This is a genomic window from Micromonospora sp. NPDC092111 (assembly GCF_044755745.1).
GTDB lineage: Bacteria > Actinomycetota > Actinomycetes > Mycobacteriales > Micromonosporaceae > Micromonospora.
The window spans coordinates 83,702-103,106 of sequence record NZ_JBIVRQ010000002.1 but is presented as its reverse complement, the minus strand read 5'-3'; the positions used below and the strand labels follow the sequence as shown (position 1 = coordinate 103,106).

17 protein-coding genes are annotated in these 19,405 nt (G+C 68.5%); all 17 read left to right on the top strand.

Annotated features, from left to right (window positions below; all coding sequences use genetic code 11):
- The first annotated feature begins 198 nt into the window (after positions 1 to 198).
- The 17 genes from ACIQG9_RS06475 (at position 199) to rpsS (ending at position 19,386) form a co-directional block, all read left to right on the top strand.
- Entirely contained in the window at positions 199 to 351 is a 153-nt protein-coding gene (locus ACIQG9_RS06475; RefSeq protein ID WP_400398883.1) for a hypothetical protein, read from the top strand.
- Positions 352 to 726: 375 nt separating this feature from the next.
- Positions 727 to 1,272: a 50S ribosomal protein L10 gene (gene rplJ / locus ACIQG9_RS06470; protein ID WP_400398882.1), complete on the top strand. Its 546-nt coding sequence runs from the start codon at positions 727 to 729 to the stop codon at positions 1,270 to 1,272.
- 55 nt (positions 1,273 to 1,327) lie between these two features.
- On the top strand, positions 1,328 to 1,711 hold the full coding sequence (gene rplL / locus ACIQG9_RS06465) for a 50S ribosomal protein L7/L12 (protein WP_400398881.1): 384 nt from the start codon (positions 1,328 to 1,330) through the stop codon (positions 1,709 to 1,711).
- 589 nt (positions 1,712 to 2,300) lie between these two features.
- Entirely contained in the window at positions 2,301 to 5,732 is a 3,432-nt protein-coding gene (locus ACIQG9_RS06460; RefSeq protein ID WP_400398880.1) for a DNA-directed RNA polymerase subunit beta, read from the top strand.
- 80 nt (positions 5,733 to 5,812) lie between these two features.
- Positions 5,813 to 9,703 (top strand): DNA-directed RNA polymerase subunit beta', encoded by a 3,891-nt coding sequence (locus ACIQG9_RS06455; protein ID WP_400398879.1) that lies wholly within the window; start codon positions 5,813 to 5,815, stop codon positions 9,701 to 9,703.
- Positions 9,704 to 9,805: 102 nt separating this feature from the next.
- Positions 9,806 to 10,174 carry a hypothetical protein gene (locus ACIQG9_RS06450; protein ID WP_400398878.1) on the top strand — a complete coding sequence of 123 codons (369 nt, stop codon included), beginning with the start codon at positions 9,806 to 9,808 and terminating at the stop codon, positions 10,172 to 10,174.
- Positions 10,175 to 10,627: 453 nt separating this feature from the next.
- Positions 10,628 to 11,050, top strand: a complete 423-nt coding sequence (locus tag ACIQG9_RS06445) for a hypothetical protein (protein ID WP_400399275.1) — start codon at positions 10,628 to 10,630, stop codon at positions 11,048 to 11,050.
- A gap of 468 nt (positions 11,051 to 11,518) precedes the next feature.
- The gene (gene rpsL, locus ACIQG9_RS06440) at positions 11,519 to 11,893 is read left to right on the top strand and encodes a 30S ribosomal protein S12 (protein WP_007465318.1); all 375 of its coding nucleotides are present in this window, start codon (positions 11,519 to 11,521) and stop codon (positions 11,891 to 11,893) included.
- A gap of 1 nt (position 11,894) precedes the next feature.
- The gene (rpsG, locus tag ACIQG9_RS06435) at positions 11,895 to 12,365 is read left to right on the top strand and encodes a 30S ribosomal protein S7 (RefSeq protein ID WP_400398877.1); all 471 of its coding nucleotides are present in this window, start codon (positions 11,895 to 11,897) and stop codon (positions 12,363 to 12,365) included.
- 75 nt (positions 12,366 to 12,440) lie between these two features.
- A complete protein-coding gene (gene fusA, locus ACIQG9_RS06430; RefSeq protein ID WP_400398876.1) occupies positions 12,441 to 14,537 on the top strand; it encodes an elongation factor G in 2,097 nt (698 codons plus the stop codon).
- Between the two features lie 223 nt (positions 14,538 to 14,760).
- A complete protein-coding gene (gene tuf, locus ACIQG9_RS06425; protein WP_400398875.1) occupies positions 14,761 to 15,954 on the top strand; it encodes an elongation factor Tu in 1,194 nt (397 codons plus the stop codon).
- A 354-nt stretch (positions 15,955 to 16,308) separates the two neighbouring features.
- Entirely contained in the window at positions 16,309 to 16,617 is a 309-nt protein-coding gene (gene rpsJ, locus ACIQG9_RS06420; RefSeq protein WP_007073037.1) for a 30S ribosomal protein S10, read from the top strand.
- An 11-nt stretch (positions 16,618 to 16,628) separates the two neighbouring features.
- Positions 16,629 to 17,294: a 50S ribosomal protein L3 gene (gene rplC, locus ACIQG9_RS06415; protein ID WP_400398874.1), complete on the top strand. Its 666-nt coding sequence runs from the start codon at positions 16,629 to 16,631 to the stop codon at positions 17,292 to 17,294.
- Positions 17,291 to 17,941 carry a 50S ribosomal protein L4 gene (gene rplD / locus ACIQG9_RS06410; protein WP_400398873.1) on the top strand — a complete coding sequence of 217 codons (651 nt, stop codon included), beginning with the start codon at positions 17,291 to 17,293 and terminating at the stop codon, positions 17,939 to 17,941. Before rplC ends, rplD begins: the two co-directional genes overlap by 4 nt.
- Positions 17,938 to 18,240, top strand: a complete 303-nt coding sequence (gene rplW, locus ACIQG9_RS06405; RefSeq protein ID WP_067301418.1) for a 50S ribosomal protein L23 — start codon at positions 17,938 to 17,940, stop codon at positions 18,238 to 18,240. Before rplD ends, rplW begins: the two co-directional genes overlap by 4 nt.
- A gap of 12 nt (positions 18,241 to 18,252) precedes the next feature.
- Positions 18,253 to 19,092 carry a 50S ribosomal protein L2 gene (gene rplB, locus ACIQG9_RS06400; RefSeq protein ID WP_400398872.1) on the top strand — a complete coding sequence of 280 codons (840 nt, stop codon included), beginning with the start codon at positions 18,253 to 18,255 and terminating at the stop codon, positions 19,090 to 19,092.
- Positions 19,093 to 19,104: 12 nt separating this feature from the next.
- On the top strand, positions 19,105 to 19,386 hold the full coding sequence (gene rpsS / locus ACIQG9_RS06395; RefSeq protein WP_088647003.1) for a 30S ribosomal protein S19: 282 nt from the start codon (positions 19,105 to 19,107) through the stop codon (positions 19,384 to 19,386).
- Positions 19,387 to 19,405: the final 19 nt, after the last annotated feature.

Below are 19,405 nucleotides of genomic sequence, written 5' to 3'. Positions count from 1 at the left end.
CACCGCGCTGCTGGCTGGGCGCACCGGCGCCGAGGCACCGCTGCCGGGCGCACCGCGCTGCCGGCTGGGCGCACCGGCGCTGAGGGCAGCGGGGCGTGGCTCCCGGCGGAGCTACACCCGCATCAAGATCGTGCTGGATCCAGGATGTAGTGGCCTCACGCGACTCGGAGGCCACTACATCCTGGAAGTTGTGCGATCTTGGAGCTGGAGCTGGAGCTGGAGCTGGAGCTGGAGCTGGAGCTGGAGCTGGAGCTGAAGCCGGAGCCGGAACCGGAGCTGGAAGCCGGCACCGGCACCGGCACCGGCACCGGCACCGGCACCGGCACCGAAACCGGAAGCCGGGAGGCGTGAGGCGAGGCGCCAGCCGGGAGCCGCCAGCCGCCAGCCGGGGAGCCGGGAGCCGGGAGGGAGGCGTGAGCGGGGGCACTCCGGATGCGATTTGGAGATGGCGCGGCCCGTCACGTAACCTAGCCCGGTAGTTCCACCCAGAGACCGCTGGTCACCGTGCTCCGGCACGGTCGAAGGCCCCGCGATGACGGGCGACCCGCGCAGGGCGGCAAGCGTAACTCGGTTCCTACCGTGGTCCGCCGACCATGGTGATCAGGCCGGCCCTCGCCCCGCGCGCCCTGCGCCGGGGCTTTTCTCGTTGTCGTGATGCCTCCGGCGCCGTCGCAGAGCTTCCGCTCGTCGACGGCGACCAGCTCCGAGCAACGAGAGAGGAGGGACATGGCGGACAAGCCGATCCGGGCCGACAAGGCCACGGCCGTCGCTGAGCTGACCGAGAGCTTCCGCAACGCGGGCGCTGCGGTGCTCACCGAGTACCGTGGTCTGACGGTTTCCCAGCTCACCCAGCTGCGGCGCTCGCTCGGCAAGGAGACCACCTACACGGTCGCGAAGAACACGCTGGCCAAGCGTGCCGCGACCGAGGCGGGCATCTCCGGCCTCGACGAGCTGTTCACCGGTCCTACCGCGCTGACTTTCGTTTCGGGCGACGTCGTCGAGGCGGCGAAGGGGCTTCGCGACTTCGCGAAGGCCAACCCGAAGCTCGTCATCAAGGGCGGTGTCTTCGAGGGCAAGGCCATTTCCGCGGCCGAGGTCACGAAGCTCGCCGAACTGGAGTCCCGTGAGGTGCTGCTGGCCAAGCTGGCCGGCGCGATGAAGGGCAACCTGAGCAAGGCTGCGGCCCTGTTCCAGGCTCCGCTCTCCAAGACCGCCCGCCTGGCGGCCGCCCTGCAGGACAAGCGCGAGAAGGAGGGCGCCGAGGCGGCCTGAGGCCCTCCCGGCGCACCCACGTTCTTAGTTTCCATTGTGAGAAAGGACGCCAGACATGGCGAAGCTCAGCACCGACGAGCTGCTCGACGCGTTCAAGGAGATGACGCTGATCGAGCTCTCTGAGTTCGTGAAGCAGTTCGAGGAGACCTTCGAGGTCACCGCCGCGGCGCCGGTCGCGGTCGCCGCTGCCGGTGGCGCTGCCGCCCCGGCCGAGGCCGAGCCGGAGAAGGACGAGTTCGACGTCGTCCTCGAGGCCGACGGTGGCAAGAAGATCCAGGTCATCAAGGTCGTGCGCGAGCTGACCGGCCTGGGCCTCAAGGAGGCCAAGGACGCGGTCGAGTCCGCGCCGAAGGCCATCCTGGAGAAGGTCAACAAGGAGACCGCCGAGAAGGCCAAGGCCAAGCTCGAGGGCGAGGGCGCCAAGGTCACCCTCAAGTGACCTGAGGTCGACCTCGGGTCGACCTTGGCGCGAGCCCGGCTCACGTGAGCTGGGGCACACCGCGTCGTGGCGGGCGGTGATCCGGTGACGGATCACCGCCCGCTGTGCTTGGTGACTCCGGGTGTGAGTGGCGTGAGCAGGGCGTCCGCACGCGGTGTGCGGCGTGGTGGCGCCGTCCTGCGGTAGCCCGCCGGTGGGAAACCCGGCGGAGACCCGGGATGAGGCCCTTGACGCGGCCCGGGCCTGCCAGGCACGCTGACACCAGCAAGACCTTCCGCGCTTGCGACGGCCAACTCTTGGGTATGGCTGCGGTGGCACCATCAGCGCCGCCACGCCCGAGCGGCCCGACAGGAACGTTGCGTTCCGAGCGGCCCGGTGAGCCCCTGTTTCCGGGGGAGCCGAGGCGCGTTCCGCAATGACCTGCGGGATGGGCTGGACAGCGGTTAGCCTCTCGGCTACACTGCTAGTTTGCGCTGCCTTCCGACTTGACCCCTGCTCGGAAATGTCCGTTTACGGATATTTCTGGCGGGGTCATTGGAGTGCACGCGTACCAGCCGTTCTGCAGCACCGGTCCTCGGAAGGACGCATCTTGGCAGCTTCCCGCCCTGCGAAGACCAGTCGTACGTCGAGCGCTTTCGCTCCCCGCCGAGTTTCTTTCGGCAGGATCACCGAACACCTCGAGGTCCCCAACCTCCTCGCCATTCAGAACGAGTCCTTCGACTGGCTCGTCGGCAACGAGGGTTGGCAGGGCCGGTCGGCGGACGACCCGCACGCACGCTCGGGTCTCGCGGAGATCCTCGACGAGATCAGTCCCATTGAGGACTTCTCCGGCACCATGTCGCTCTCCTTCTCGGCACCGCGCTTCGACGAGGTCAAGGCCTCGATCGAGGAGTGCAAGGAGAAGGACCTGACCTACTGCGCCCCGCTGTTCGTGACCGCGGAGTTCACCAACAACACCACCGGCGAGATCAAGAGCCAGACGGTGTTCATGGGTGACTTCCCGATGATGACGCCCAAGGGCACCTTCATCATCAACGGCACCGAGCGCGTCGTGGTCAGCCAGCTCGTCCGGTCCCCGGGCGTCTACTTCGACAAGCAGCCGGACAAGACCTCCGACCGCGACCTCTCCAGCGTCAAGGTCATCCCGAGTCGGGGTGCCTGGCTGGAGTTCGACATCGACAAGCGCGACACGGTCGGCGTCCGCATCGACCGTAAGCGTCGGCAGGCCGTCACGGTCCTGCTCAAGGCCATCGGATGGTCCGCGGAGCAGATCCGCGAGAAGTTCGGCTGGTCCGAGCTGATGATGACCACGCTCGAGAAGGACCACATCGCCGGCCAGGACGAGGCCCTGCTCGACATCTACCGCAAGCTCCGCCCTGGCGAGCCGCCGACCCGCGAGAACGCCCAGACCCTGCTCGACAACCTCTTCTTCAACCCGAAGCGGTACGACGTCGCCAAGGTCGGTCGTTACAAGTTCAACAAGAAGCTCGAAGTGGGTGTGCCGATCACCACCGGCACGCTGACCGAGGACGACATCGTCGCCACCGTGGAGTACCTCTGCCGGCTGCACGCCGGTGAGGACGGCTACGAGGCCGACGACATCGACCACTTCGGCAACCGGCGTCTGCGTACCGTGGGCGAGCTGATCCAGAACCAGGTTCGGGTCGGCCTGTCCCGGATGGAGCGGGTCGTCCGCGAGCGGATGACCACCCAGGACGTCGAGGCGATCACGCCGCAGACCCTGATCAACATCCGCCCGGTGGTGGCGGCGATCAAGGAGTTCTTCGGTACGTCGCAGCTGTCCCAGTTCATGGACCAGACCAACCCGCTGGCGGGCCTGACCCACCGGCGCCGGCTGAGCGCGCTCGGCCCGGGTGGTCTGTCCCGGGAGCGGGCCGGCTTCGAGGTCCGTGACGTGCACCCGTCCCACTACGGCCGGATGTGCCCGATCGAGACGCCGGAAGGCCCGAACATCGGCCTGATCGGCGCGCTCTCCACCTTCGCCCGGGTCAACCCGTTCGGCTTCATCGAGACGCCGTACCGGAAGGTCGTCGAGGGTCGGGTCACCGACCAGATCGACTACCTGACCGCGGACGAGGAGGACCGGTTCGTCAAGGCCCAGGCCAACGCGCCGCTCAAGGCCGACGGCACCTTCGCCGAGGACCGGGTCCTGTGCCGCCGTAAGGGTGGCGAGACCGAGGACGTGGTGCCCGGCGCCGTCGACTACATGGACGTGTCGCCGCGGCAGATGACCTCGGTCGCGACCGCGATGATCCCGTTCCTGGAGCACGACGACGCCAACCGCGCGCTGATGGGCGCGAACATGCAGCGCCAGGCGGTGCCGCTGGTCAAGGCGGAGTCGCCGCTGGTCGGCACCGGCATGGAGTACCGCGCCGCGGTCGACGCCGGTGACGTGGTGGTGGCCGAGGTCGGTGGGGTCATCGAGGACCTCTGCGCCGACTACATCACCATCCACCAGGACGACGGCCACCGCCGGACGTACCTGCTGCACAAGTTCCGCCGCTCCAACGCCGGCTCCTGCGTCAACCAGAAGCCGGTGGTCTTCGAGGGCGACCGCGTCGAGGCCGGTCAGGTCATCGCCGACGGTCCGTGCACCGACGAGGGCGAGATGGCGCTCGGACGCAACCTGCTGGTGGCGTTCATGTGCTGGGAGGGCCACAACTACGAGGACGCGATCATCCTGTCGCAGCGCCTCGTGCAGCAGGACGTGCTCACCTCGATCCACATCGAGGAGCACGAGGTCGACGCCCGGGACACCAAGCTCGGCCCGGAGGAGATCACCCGCGACATCCCGAACGTCAGCGAGGAGATGCTCGCCGACCTCGACGAGCGCGGCATCATCCGGATCGGCGCCGAGGTCGTCCCCGGCGACATCCTGGTCGGCAAGGTCACGCCGAAGGGCGAGACCGAGCTGACCCCGGAGGAGCGGCTGCTCCGCGCGATCTTCGGGGAGAAGGCGCGTGAGGTCCGGGACACCTCGCTGAAGGTGCCGCACGGTGAGACCGGCACGGTCATCGGCGTGCGTACCTTCTCCCGCGAGGACGGCGACGAGCTGCCGCCGGGCGTCAACGAGCTGGTCCGGGTCTACGTCGCCCAGAAGCGCAAGATCCAGGACGGTGACAAGCTCGCCGGCCGGCACGGCAACAAGGGCGTCATCTCGAAGATCCTGCCGATCGAGGACATGCCGTTCCTGGAGGACGGCACCCCGGTCGACATCGTGCTCAACCCGCTGGGTGTGCCGTCCCGGATGAACATCGGTCAGGTCCTGGAGACCCACCTCGGGTGGGTGGCCAAGACCGGCTGGAGCGTGGCGGGCGACGACACCGACTGGAAGCGTCAGCTCCGGTCGATCGAGGCGCACGAGTCCGAGCCGGACACCAACGTGGCCACCCCGGTCTTCGACGGTGCCCGCGAGGAGGAGATCTCCGGTCTGCTCGCGTCGACCCTGCCCAACCGGGACGGCAAGCAGTTGATCGGTTCCTCCGGCAAGGCGCAGCTCTTCGACGGTCGCTCCGGCGAGCCGCTGCCGGACCCGATCGCGGTCGGCTACATCTACATCCTGAAGCTCAACCACCTGGTCGACGACAAGATCCACGCCCGGTCGACCGGTCCGTACTCGATGATCACCCAGCAGCCGCTGGGTGGTAAGGCGCAGTTCGGTGGTCAGCGCTTCGGCGAGATGGAGTGTTGGGCGATGCAGGCGTACGGCGCTGCCTACGCCCTGCAGGAGCTGCTGACCATCAAGTCCGACGACGTGCTGGGCCGGGTGAAGGTCTACGAGGCGATCGTCAAGGGCGAGAACATCCCCGAGCCGGGCATCCCGGAGTCGTTCAAGGTGCTGCTCAAGGAGCTGCAGTCGCTGTGCCTCAATGTCGAGGTGCTCTCCAGCGACGGTGTGGCCCTGGAGATGCGGGAGACCGACGACGAGGTGTTCCGGGCGGCGGAGGAGCTGGGCATCGACCTGTCCCGGCGCGAGCCGAGCTCGGTCGAAGAGGTCTGAGGTGGTGGTTCGGGGCCGGGTCACCCGGCCCCGAACCCCGCCGGTTAGCTAGCAGTACAGACGACGACATAGGGGACATAGTGCTCGACGTCAACTTCTTCGACGAGCTGCGCATCGGCCTCGCCACCGCTGACGACATCCGTCAGTGGTCGCACGGTGAGGTCAAGAAGCCTGAGACGATCAACTACCGCACCCTGAAGCCGGAAAAGGACGGGCTCTTCTGCGAGAAGATCTTCGGTCCGCAGCGGGACTGGGAGTGCTACTGCGGTAAGTACAAGCGGGTCCGCTTCAAGGGCATCATCTGCGAGCGCTGTGGCGTCGAGGTGACCCGCTCCAAGGTTCGTCGTGAGCGGATGGGGCACATCGAGCTCGCCGCTCCGGTGACCCACATCTGGTACTTCAAGGGCGTGCCGAGCCGGCTGGGCTACCTGCTGGACCTCGCCCCCAAGGACCTCGAAAAGATCATTTACTTCGCCTCGTACGTCGTGACGAGCGTGGACGCCGAGTCGCGTCACCGCGACCTCTCGACCATCGAGAACGAGATCCTCGCCGAGAAGCGGCAGTCCGAGAACAGCCGCGACTCGGAGATCGAGAAGCGGGCCGCGAAGCTCGAGGCCGATTTGGCCGAGCTGGAGGCCGAGGGCGCGAAGGCGGACGTCCGGCGCAAGGTCAAGGAGGGCGGAGAGCGCGAGATGCGCCAGATCCGCGACCGGGCCCAGCGCGAGATCGACCGCCTGGACGAGGTGCTCGACACCTTCCGCAAGCTGGAGCCGAAGCAGCTCGTCACCGACGAACTGCTCTACCGCGAGCTGCGCGACCGGTTCGGTGAGTACTTCACCGGCGGGATGGGCGCCGAGGCCATCAAGGCGCTGGTCCAGAACATGGACCTCGACGCCGAGGCCGAGAGCCTGCGCGAGACCATCCGCTCCGGCAAGGGCCAGCGGAAGATCCGCGCCCTGAAGCGGCTCAAGGTCGTCGCGGCGTTCCTGAACACCCGCAACTCGCCGCTGGGCATGGTGCTGGACTGCGTCCCGGTCATCCCGCCGGACCTGCGCCCGATGGTGCAGCTCGACGGTGGCCGCTTCGCGACCTCCGACCTGAACGACCTGTACCGCCGGGTGATCAACCGGAACAACCGGCTCAAGCGACTGATCGACCTCGGCGCACCCGAGATCATCGTCAACAACGAGAAGCGGATGCTCCAGGAGGCCGTCGACGCGCTGTTCGACAACGGCCGCCGTGGCCGGCCGGTCACCGGTCCGGGTAACCGCCCGCTGAAGTCGCTCTCCGACATGCTCAAGGGCAAGCAGGGCCGGTTCCGCCAGAACCTGCTCGGCAAGCGCGTCGACTACTCCGGCCGATCGGTCATCGTGGTCGGCCCGAAGCTGAAGCTGCACCAGTGCGGCCTGCCCAAGCAGATGGCCCTGGAGCTGTTCAAGCCGTTCGTGATGAAGCGGCTGGTCGATCTCAACCACGCGCAGAACATCAAGTCCGCCAAGCGGATGGTCGAGCGGCAGCGGCCGGTCGTGTGGGACGTGCTGGAAGAGGTCATCGGCGAGCACCCGGTGCTGCTCAACCGGGCGCCGACCCTGCACCGCCTGGGCATCCAGGCCTTCGAGCCGCAGCTCGTCGAGGGCAAGGCGATCCAGATCCACCCGCTGGTCTGCACCGCGTTCAACGCCGACTTCGACGGTGACCAGATGGCGGTGCACGTGCCGCTGTCGGCCGAGGCCCAGGCCGAGGCGCGGATCCTGATGCTGTCGTCGAACAACATCCTCAAGCCGGCCGACGGCAAGCCGGTCACCATGCCCACCCAGGACATGGTCATCGGCCTCTACCACCTGACCCACCTCACCCCGGGTGGTACGGGCGAGGGCCGGGCGTTCAGCTCGGACGCCGAGGCGCGGATGGCCTTCGACGCCGGTGAGCTGCACCTGCAGACCCCGGTCAAGATCCGGCTGCGCGGCGTGATCGGTGTCGACAACGGCGCCGGCGCCGAGCCGTGGGCCGCGCCCGAGGGCTGGGTCGAGGGCGAGGCGCTGACCGTGGAGACCACGCTCGGCCGGGTCCTGTTCAACGAGACGCTGCCGCAGGGCTACCGCTTCGTGAACTACGAGATCCGCAAGGGCCAGCTCTCCGCGATCGTCAACGACCTCGCGGAGCGCTTCCCGAAGGTGGCCCTCGCGGCCACCCTGGACGGCCTCAAGGAGGCCGGCTTCCACTGGGCCACCTGGTCCGGCGTCACCATCGGCATGGAGGACGTCATCGCTCCGCCGCGCAAGCGGGAGATCCTGGAGCGGTACGAGAAGGAAGCCGACCGGATCGACAAGCAGTACCAGCGTGGTCTGATGACCGCCGAGGAGCGTCGCGGCGAGCTCATCGAGATCTGGACCAAGGCGACCAACGAGGTCGCCAAGGAGATGGACACCGCGCTGCCGCAGGAGAACCCGCTGTGGAAGATGATCAACTCGGGTGCCCGCGGTAACCTGCTCCAGCTCCGGCAGATCGCGGCGATCCGTGGTCTGGTGGCCAACCCGAAGGGTGAGATCATCCCGCGGCCGATCAAGGCCTCGTACCGGGAGGGTCTGTCCGTGCTGGAGTACTTCATCTCCACGCACGGTGCCCGTAAGGGTCTCGCCGACACCGCGCTGCGTACCGCCGACTCGGGTTACCTGACCCGTCGTCTGGTGGACGTCTCGCAGGACGTCATCATCCGCGAGGAGGACTGCGGCACCGACCGGGCCATCCCGATGCAGATCGGCGAGCGCCTGGAGGGTGGCAGGCTGGTCGTGCACGAGCACGCCGAGACCAGCGTGCACGCCCGGACCCTGGCCGACGACATCAAGGGGCCGGATGGCACCGTCGTCGCCGAGCGGGGCCAGGACATCAACTCCATCGGGGTCGACAAGATCGTCGCCGCCGGGGTGGAGACGGTGCGGGTGCGCAGCGTGCTCACCTGCGAGTCGAAGCTGGGCGTCTGCGGCGCGTGCTACGGCCGTTCGCTGCCGACCGGCAAGACCGTGGACGTCGGCGAGGCGGTCGGCATCATCGCCGCCCAGTCGATCGGTGAGCCGGGTACCCAGCTCACGATGCGTACCTTCCACACCGGTGGTGTCGCGGGTGAGGACATCACCCAGGGTCTGCCGCGTGTCCAGGAGATCTTCGAGGCCCGGATCCCGAAGGGCAAGGCGCCCATCGCCGACACCCCGGGCCGGATCCGGATCGAGGACGGCGAGCGGTCGCGGAAGATCATCGTGGTGCCGGACGACGGCAGCGACGAGATCGTCTACGACAAGATCTCCAAGCGGGTCCGGCTGCGGACCCACGACGGGGATCACGTCGAGGTCGGCGAGAAGCTCACCGAGGGCACCATCGACCCGCACGAGCTGCTGCGCATCCTCGGCCCGCGCGCGGTCCAGGTCCACCTGACCCAGGAGGTCCAGGAGGTCTACCGCTCGCAGGGTGTGCTCATCCACGATAAGCACATCGAGATCATCATCCGCCAGATGCTCAAGCGGGTGACGGTCATCGACTCCGGCTCGACCGAGTTCCTGCCGGGTGTGCTGGTCGACCGGGCGCTGTTCGAGTCGGAGAACCGCCGGCTCGTCGGCGAGGGTGGCGAGCCCGCCGCCGGTCGCCCGGTGCTGATGGGTATCACCAAGGCGTCGCTGGCCACCGACTCCTGGCTCTCGGCGGCCTCCTTCCAGGAGACCACCCGGGTGCTGACCGACGCGGCGATCAACTCGCGTAGCGACTCGCTCGTCGGCCTCAAGGAGAACGTGATCATCGGTAAGCTCATCCCGGCCGGTACCGGCATCAGCAAGTACCGCAACGTCCGGGTCGAGCCGACCGAGGAGGCGAAGGCCAAGGTCTACTCGATGACCGGCTACCCGGAGACCGACTACGGCTTCGGGCCGGCCAGCGGCCAGGCGGTTCCGCTGGACGACTTCGACTTCGGGTCGTACCGCTAAACAGCACGCACGAAGGCCCCCGGCGTCCGCGCCGGGGGCCTTCGTCGTGCCCGGCTGGTCGGGGCCCGTTCGCCGGCGGGCGGGGCCGGGCATGATGGGGGGATGACGACCGCTCCGGGGCAGCTACCGGTGGCGCACCCGCCGCCCCGTCATCCGCTCGACCCTGACCCGGTCCGCGCGACGAAGGCCCGGGCGGTCTTCGCGCTCGGCCTGATCGGGGCGCTCACCGGGCTCTTCGTCGGCGGGGTGGTGCCCGCCACGGTCGCCCTGCGACTGGCCCGGCAGGCCCGGCGCGAGGCGTACGCCTCGGGTGGCTTCCTCACCGGGGCGGCCTGGCTGCGCCGGGGGGAGCGGCTGGCCTGGACGGGGCTGGTGCTGGTGGCGGTCGGCCTGGTCACGCTGGTGGTGATCGGGGTGGTGCGGCTGGCCGAAGCCCCGTACGGGCACGACTTCTCCCCGAACGTGGACTGACCGCCCGGTGATCGCCCGCGGCTGGCTCCGGTGGTGCACGTCGGCGGTAGCCTGGCCGGTGTCCGTCGCGCGACGGTGGACCCGAATTCTCGACAGGAGGACCCCGTGACGGAACCGGCGCCGCCGTCGGGAGGCGACCCGGGCGGGCCGCCCTCCGGATCCCCGCAGCCCGGCACCTCCGACCCGGCGGCGCAGGGCCGTCCGGATCCGTGGGCCGCCGGCCCCGGGGGGACCCCGTCCAGCGTCGGCCCGGTGCCCGGCGCCGGCATCCCGCCGGAGGCCGCCCCGATCGGGTACGCCCCACCGCCGGCCGCCTCACCGCCGGCCCCAACGCCGTCGGCCGCGCCGTACCCCGGGTCGGTGCCGGCCGGTGGGTACCTGCCCGGGTCGTACCCGGGGCGGTCGGCGCTCGGTGGTGGCTGGCCGGTGCCCTCGTCGCCCGGGCGTGGCCCGCTGCCTCCGCCGCCGCAGGAGCCGCCGCGTCCGCCGAAGCGGGTCGACCCGGTTCCGGGTACGCCCTTCGGCGTGGTGCACCTGGACGTGCCGGCGGTGACCTCCGGCCCGGCGGTGGGGTCGCTGGTCGCGGGGGTGGCCTCGATCCTGGTCTCGCTGCTGGTGATCTGCTTCGGCGTCGGGGGAGCGCGGCTCGGCGGGGCCTGGGCGGCCGGGGCGTTCACCGTGCCCGGTGTGCTGGCCGGCGCGGCGGCGATCGTCGCCGGGCTGCTGGCCCGCCGACAGATCCGCCGGGCGGCGCCGCCGCCGGCGGTGCGGTTCACCGGCCGGGGCCTGGCGACGGCCGGGATCAGCACCGGCGGGGTGGGGCTGTTGCTCAGCCTGATGGGTCTGGGGCTGGCGTTGCTGGTGCAGTTGGCGTGACGCCCGTCGCCCGGGGCCGACGGGTCGGTGCGCGGAGCAGCCGGTACACTTGGGTTCGTAGGTGCCCATCACGGGTGAGCAGGCAGGACGGAGCGGTCGACCGGCGGGGATCTGAGATCCGCCGGACCAACCCGTTTTGACCTGGGAGGCTGTGGTAGGTACTCTTTCCCCTTGTGCCCGGGCGTGCCCGGGCAACTCGTGCGTGCGCGGGACCCGGTTCATCCGGCGATCGAGCGGCCGTACGACACAGTCCAAGACCCGGCGCGCGGTCGATCACGTGCCGGTGACACAACCCGGTGCGCGCGCGAGCGACGGCACCGGGACCGTGAGCGGGGCGACACGCCCGACCGCGGGTGCCGGGGCCTCCGTGAGGTGGCCCTGGTCGGAATGTAGGAGAGCCGTCCACCAGGTCGGCTAACGAGTAGACGGCGCGGTCGCGCGAGCGGCCGAAGGGAGCGGAGAAACCCGGTGCCCACCATCCAGCAGCTGGTCCGAAAGGGCCGCCAGGCCAAGACGACCAAGACGAAGACCCCCGCGCTGAAGGGCAGCCCTCAGCGGCGCGGTGTGTGCACCCGCGTGTACACCACCACCCCCAAGAAGCCGAACTCGGCGCTCCGCAAGGTCGCTCGTGTCAAGCTCAGCAGCCAGATCGAGGTGACCGCCTACATCCCGGGCGTGGGTCACAACCTGCAGGAGCACTCGATCGTGCTCGTCCGCGGCGGCCGGGTGAAGGACCTCCCCGGCGTGCGTTACAAGATCGTTCGCGGTTCGCTGGACACCCAGGGTGTCCGCAACCGCAAGCAGGCGCGCAGCCGTTACGGCGCGAAGAAGGAGAAGAGCTGACATGCCGCGTAAGGGACCCGCTCCGCGGAAGCCGCTGGTCGCTGACCCGGTGTACAACTCGCCGCTGGTCACCCAGTTGGTGAACAAGATCCTGCTGCGCGGCAAGCGTCAGCTCGCCGAGCGCATCGTGTACGCCGCCCTGGAGGGCTGCCGCGAGAAGAGCGGCACCGACCCGGTCGTCACCCTCAAGCGGGCGATGGACAACGTCAAGCCGACCCTCGAGGTGCGCAGCCGCCGGGTCGGTGGCGCCACCTACCAGGTGCCGGTTGAGGTCCGTCCCGCCCGGGCGACCACGCTGGGCCTGCGCTGGCTGGTCAGCTACTCCCGCGCCCGTCGCGAGAAGACCATGATCGAGCGGCTGATGAACGAGCTGCTCGACGCGAGCAACGGTCTGGGTGCCGCCGTCAAGCGGCGCGAGGACACGCACAAGATGGCGGAGTCCAACAAGGCCTTCGCGCACTACCGCTGGTAACACCCTGGTTCCGGCGCCGGACCGGCGCCGGAACCGCCACCAGTTGTGTCGGGACGACGATAAGTAGGGATTGAAGTGGCCGCCGCAGACGCGCTCGCCAACGTACGCAACATCGGCATCATGGCGCACATCGATGCCGGTAAGACCACCACCACCGAGCGGATCCTCTTCTACACCGGCATCACGTACAAGATCGGTGAGGTCCACGAGGGCGCCGCCGTCATGGACTGGATGGAGCAGGAGCAGGAGCGTGGTATCACCATCACCTCCGCTGCTACCAAGTGTGAGTGGAAGGGCCACACGATCCAGATCATCGACACGCCCGGCCACGTCGACTTCACGGTCGAGGTCGAGCGGTCGCTGCGGGTGCTGGACGGTGCGGTCGCGGTCTACGACGGTGTCGCCGGCGTGGAGCCGCAGACGGAGAACGTCTGGCGTCAGGCCGACAAGTACCACGTCCCCCGGATGTGCTTCGTCAACAAGCTCGACCGGACCGGCGCCGACTTCTTCCGCTGCGTGCAGATGATGATCGACCGGCTGAACGCCACCCCGCTGGTGCTCCAGATCCCGATCGGCCTCGAGGGCGACCACATCGGTGTCGTCGACCTGATCGGCATGCGTGCCCTCACCTGGCGTGGGGAGACCCAGAAGGGTGAGGACTACGCCATCGAGGAGATCCCGGCCGGGCTGGCCGACTCCGCGGCGGAGTGGCGCGAGAAGCTGATGGAGACCCTGGCCGACGTCGACGACGCGGTGATGGAGAAGTACCTGGAGGGCGAGGAGATCTCCGTCGAGGAGATCAAGGCCGCCATCCGGCGGGCCACCATCGCCAGCAAGGCCAACCCGGTGCTCTGCGGCTCGGCGTTCAAGAACAAGGGCGTGCAGCCCATGCTCGACGCCGTCGTCGACTTCCTGCCGTCGCCGCTGGACGTTCCGGCGATCGAGGGTACGGCCGCCGACGGCGAGACCCCGCTGCAGCGGAAGCCGTCGAAGTCCGAGCCGTTCTCCGGCCTGGCCTTCAAGATCCAGACCGACAAGCACCTCGGCAAGCTCACCTACGTCCGGGTGTACTCCGGCGTGGTCGAGACCGGCACCCAGGTGGTCAACTCCACCAAGGACCGCAAGGAGCGGATCGGCAAGATCTACCAGATGCACGCCAACAAGCGGGAAGAGCGCGGCTCGGCCCAGGCTGGCGACATCATCGCGGTGCAGGGTCTCAAGCAGACCACCACCGGTGACACGCTGTGCGACCCGGCGAACCCGGTCATCCTGGAGTCGATGACCTTCCCGGAGCCGGTCATCGAGGTCGCCATCGAGCCGAAGACCAAGGCCGACCAGGAGAAGCTCAGCACCGCGATCCAGCGGCTGGCCGAGGAGGACCCGACCTTCCGCGTCAAGCTGGACGAGGAGACCGGTCAGACGGTCATCGCCGGCATGGGCGAGCTGCACCTGGACATCCTGGTCGACCGGATGCGCCGCGAGTTCAACGTCGAGGCGAACATCGGTAAGCCGCAGGTGGCGTACCGCGAGACGATCCGCCGCAAGGTGGACAAGATCGAGTACACCCACAAGAAGCAGACCGGTGGCTCCGGCCAGTACGCCCGCGTGATTGTGAGCATCGAGCCGCTGCCGCTGGACAACGAGTCGCCGACCTACGAGTTCGCCAACGCCGTCACCGGTGGCCGCATCCCCCGGGAGTTCATCCCGTCGGTGGACGCGGGCGCCCAGGACGCGATGCAGTACGGCATCCTCGCCGGCTTCCCGCTGGTGGGTGTCAAGCTGACGCTGCTCGACGGCCAGTACCACGAGGTCGACTCGTCGGAAATGGCATTCAAGATCGCCGGCTCGATGGTGATGAAGGAGGCGGCCCGCAAGGCCGACCCCGCGCTCCTCGAGCCGATGATGGCCGTTGAAGTCACCACTCCTGAGGAGAACATGGGTGACGTCATCGGTGACCTCAACTCCCGGCGGGGCATCATCCAGGCGATGGAGGAGCGCAGCGGCGCTCGCATCGTCCGGGCCCTGGTGCCGCTGTCGGAGATGTTCGGCTACGTCGGCGACCTGCGGTCGAAGACCCAGGGCCGGGCTAGCTACAGCATGCAGTTCGACTCCTACGCCGAGGTTCCGCAGAGCGTGGCGAAGGAGATCATCGCCAAGGCGACGGGTGAGTGACGCTCACCTGAGCTGATCCGGTGATCGATCCGGGGCCGGTCGCGGGAGGGAGTCCCCGCCCGCGACCACCTCGGTCGGGTTGTGTGAATCCGGGCCTGTAGGCTTCATCGCCGCAGAACCCACCAAGCTCTCCGGCCGTCAGGCCGGAAAGGCTGTCGACAGAGTCCTAAGCGCCGTCCGGCGCGCCGGGCGTACGAACCAAGAAGTCCACAGGAGGACACCAGTGGCGAAGGCGAAGTTCGAGCGGACTAAGCCGCACGTCAACATCGGCACCATTGGTCACATCGACCACGGTAAGACGACGCTGACGGCGGCCATCACGAAGGTCCTGCACGACCAGTTCCCGGACCTCAACCCGTACACGCCGTTCGACGAGATCGACAAGGCGCCGGAGGAGAAGGCCCGCGGCATCACGATCTCGATCGCGCACGTCGAGTACCAGACCGAGGCGCGGCACTACGCGCACGTCGACTGCCCCGGGCACGCCGACTACATCAAGAACATGATCACCGGTGCCGCGCAGATGGACGGCGCGATCCTGGTGGTCGCGGCGACCGACGGCCCGATGCCGCAGACCCGCGAGCACGTGCTGCTGGCCCGTCAGGTCGGTGTGCCGTACATCGTCGTGGCGCTCAACAAGAGCGACATGGTCGACGACGAGGAGCTCCTGGAGCTCGTCGAGCTCGAGGTCCGTGAGCTGCTGTCGGCGCAGGAGTACCCGGGTGACGACCTGCCGGTCGTCCGGGTCTCGGCGCTGAAGGCCCTCGAGGGTGACCCCGAGTGGACCGGCCGCCTCATGGAGCTGATGAACGCGGTCGACACCGCGATCCCGCAGCCGGAGCGCGAGACCGAGAAGCCGTTCCTCATGCCGATCGAGGACGTCTTCACGATCACCGGTCGTGGCACCGTCGTCACCGGTCGCGCCGAGCGCGGCATCCTCAAGCCGAACGAGGAGGTGGAGATCGTCGGCATCCGCGAGAAGTCGATGAAGACCACCTGCACCGGCATCGAGATGTTCCGCAAGCTGCTCGACGAGGCCCGCGCGGGCGAGAACGTCGGTCTGCTGCTGCGTGGCATCAAGCGCGAGGACGTCGAGCGCGGCATGGTGGTCGTCAAGCCGGGCACCAGCACCCCGCACACCGAGTTCGAGGCGACGGTCTACATCCTCTCCAAGGAGGAGGGCGGCCGGCACACCCCGTTCTTCCAGAACTACCGTCCGCAGTTCTACTTCCGGACCACGGACGTCACCGGTGTCGTCACCCTCCCCGAGGGCACCGAGATGGTCATGCCGGGCGACAACACCACGATGTCCGTGAAGCTGATCCAGCCCATCGCGATGGAGGACAACCTCAAGTTCGCGATCCGGGAGGGTGGCCGTACGGTCGGCGCTGGTCGCGTCACCAAGATCATCAAGTGAGCTAGGTAACCCCGATTAGCGTTGCCGCCGGTCGTGCGGCATACTAGTCAGGTTGCGTAACGACGGTTAGTCGCCCGTGTCCGGTGAAAGCTGGACCTCCGGGAAGACCAACAGTCGGGCGTAGGGTGGTTGATCGCCCATGGCGGTCAACCACCCTCGCACGGCGTCCAGATCGCTGTGATGCGATCGGCGCCTTGACCCACCGCGTGGTCAGAGAATCGCTCCGGAGTCCCGGGGCGGAGCCTGGTCCGAGGGCGCGACACGCCCGACCGCGGGGGTCGGCGAAGTGGGCCTGTACCAGCCGGTACAGGCGCCCGCAACACAGCGGCATCGAGAGAAGGAACAGAAGCCACCATGGCGGGACAGAAGATCCGCATCCGGCTCAAGGCCTATGACCACGAGGTCGTCGACTCCTCGGCTCGGAAGATCGTCGAGACGGTGACGCGTACCGGGGCGCAGGTCGCGGGGCCGGTGCCGCTGCCCACGGAGATCAACCGTTTCTGCGTTATCCGCTCGCCGCACAAGTACAAGGACTCGCGCGAGCACTTCGAGATGCGCACGCACAAGCGGCTGATCGACATCATCGACCCGACCCCGAAGACGGTCGACTCGCTCATGCGCCTCGACCTGCCGGCTGGCGTCGACATCGAGATCAAGCTGTAGGGACCGGACAAATGGACAGGCAAGTCAAGGGGATCCTGGGCGCAAAGCTCGGCATGACCCAGGTCTGGGACAACAACCGCGTTGTCCCGGTGACCGTGGTTCAGGCCGGCCCGTGCGTCGTGAGCCAGGTTCGTAGCGCCGAGAAGGACGGTTACTCCGCGGTCCAGCTCGCCTACGGCACGATCGACCCGCGCAAGGTGAAGAAGCCGATCAGCGGGCACTACGCGAAGGCGGACGTGGCGCCGCGCCGGCACATCGTCGAGCTGCGCACCGCGAACGCCGCGGACTACTCGCTGGGCCAGGAGGTCACGGTCGAGGAGTTCCCGGCCGGCGTGACCATCGACGTCACCGGCAAGACCAAGGGCAAGGGCTACGCGGGCCCGATGAAGCGGCACGGCTTCCACGGTCTGCGCGCCAGCCACGGTGTCGAGCGCAAGCACCGCTCGCCCGGCTCCATCGGCGCCTGCGCGACCCCGGGTCGCGTCTTCAAGGGCACCCGGATGGCGGGCCGGATGGGTGGCGTGCGCTACACCGTCCAGAACCTGACCGTCCAGGCGGTCGACACCGAGAACAACCTCCTGCTCGTCCGTGGTGCCATCCCCGGCCCCAAGGGCGCGCTGGTCCTGGTCCGCACCGCGGCCAAGACCAAGGTGAAGAAGGGCGGTGTGGCCAAGTGACCACCGTTGACGTCCTCAGCGTCGAAGGCGGCAAGACCGGCTCCGTCGAGCTGCCCGCCGACATCTTCGACGCCCAGGCCAACCTCGCGCTGATGCACCAGGTCGTGGTGGCCCAGCTCGCGGCGGCCCGGCAGGGCACCCACAAGGCCAAGACCCGCGGCGAGGTCGCCGGTGGCGGCAAGAAGCCGTACAAGCAGAAGGGCACCGGTCGGGCCCGCCAGGGCTCGATCCGCGCGCCGCAGTTCGCCGGCGGTGGCGTGGTCCACGGCCCGGTGCCGCGCGACTACAGCCAGCGGACCCCGAAGAAGATGAAGGCCGCCGCCCTCCGTGGCGCCCTCTCGGACCGGGCCCGCGCCGGCCAGGTGCACGTCGTCGAGGCGTTCGTCTCGGGCGAGAAGCCGTCGACCAAGGCCGCTCTGGCCACGCTGGCCAAGCTGACCGAGGCCCGTCGGGTCCTCGTCGTGCTGAGCAGCACCGACGAGCTGAACTGGGTGTCGCTGCGCAACGAGCCGCGGGTGCACCTGATCGAGGCCGGCCAGCTCAACACGTACGACGTGCTGGTGGCCGACGACGTGGTCTTCACCAAGGACGCCCTGGACGAGTTCCTCGGTGTTCCCGCCGAGACCACCGAGGAGGGTGGCAAGTGAGCACGATCGCCGACCCGCGGGACGTCATCGTCGCGCCGGTCGTCTCGGAGAAGAGCTACAGCGAGCTGAACCGGAACTGGTACACCTTCCTGGTGCACCCGGACGCGAACAAGACCGAGATCAAGATCGCTATCCAGCAGATCTTCAACGTCCGCGTCCTGACGGTCAACACGCTCAACCGCCAGGGCAAGCGCAAGCGCACGAAGACCGGCTTCGGTCAGCGCAAGGCCACCAAGCGGGCGATCGTCAAGCTGGCTGACGGTGACCGTATCGAGGCCTTCGGCGGCCCGGTCAGCTGAGGGGTGTAGACAATGGCTATCCGTAAGTACAAGCCGACGACGCCGGGCCGGCGTGGCTCGAGCGTCGCCGACTTCGCCGAGATCACCCGGTCGACGCCCGAGAAGTCGCTGCTGGCTCCGCTGCCGAAGAAGGGCGGACGCAACGCCCACGGCCGGATCACCGCCCGGCACCAGGGTGGCGGTCACAAGCGGCAGTACCGTCTGATCGACTTCAAGCGGGTCGACAAGGACGGCGTGCCGGCGAAGGTCGCCCACATCGAGTACGACCCGAACCGCACCGCGCGCATCGCGCTGCTGCACTACGCCGACGGCGAGAAGCGGTACATCATCGCGCCGAAGGACCTGAAGCAGGGCGACGCCGTAGAGTCGGGCCCGGGCGCCGACATCAAGCCGGGCAACAACCTGCCGCTGCGCAACATCCCGGTCGGTACCACGATCCACAACGTGGAGCTGCGTCCGGGTGGCGGCGCCAAGCTGGCCCGCTCGGCCGGCGTCGGCATCCAGCTCCTCGGCCGGGAGGGCGTCTACGCGACCCTCCGCATGCCGTCCGGTGAGATCCGGCGGGTCGACGTGCGCTGCCGCGCCAGCATCGGCGAGATCGGCAACGCCGACCAGTCGAACATCAACTGGGGTAAGGCCGGCCGGATGCGGTGGAAGGGCAAGCGCCCGACCGTCCGTGGTGTCGCGATGAACCCAGTCGACCACCCGCACGGTGGTGGTGAGGGTAAGACCTCCGGTGGTCGCCACCCGGTGAACCCGCAGGGTAAGCCCGAGGGCCGCACCCGTCGTAAGGGCCAGCCGAGCGACCGGCTGATCGTCCGCCGCCGCTACGCCACGCGTAAGCGCGGCTGAGGGAGATAGAGCATGCCTCGCAGCCTGAAGAAGGGCCCGTTCATCGACGACCACCTGCTCAAGAAGGTGGAGACGCAGAACGACAAGGGCTCGAAGAACGTCATCAAGACCTGGTCGCGGCGCTCGACGATCATCCCCGAGATGCTCGGGCACACGATCGCCGTGCACGACGGACGCAAGCACGTCCCGGTGTTCGTGACCGAGGCCATGGTCGGGCACAAGCTCGGCGAGTTCGCGCTGACCCGCACGTTCAAGGGTCACGAGAAGGACGACCGGAAGAGCCGCCGGCGCTGACGCCGCGGGCATACGGATA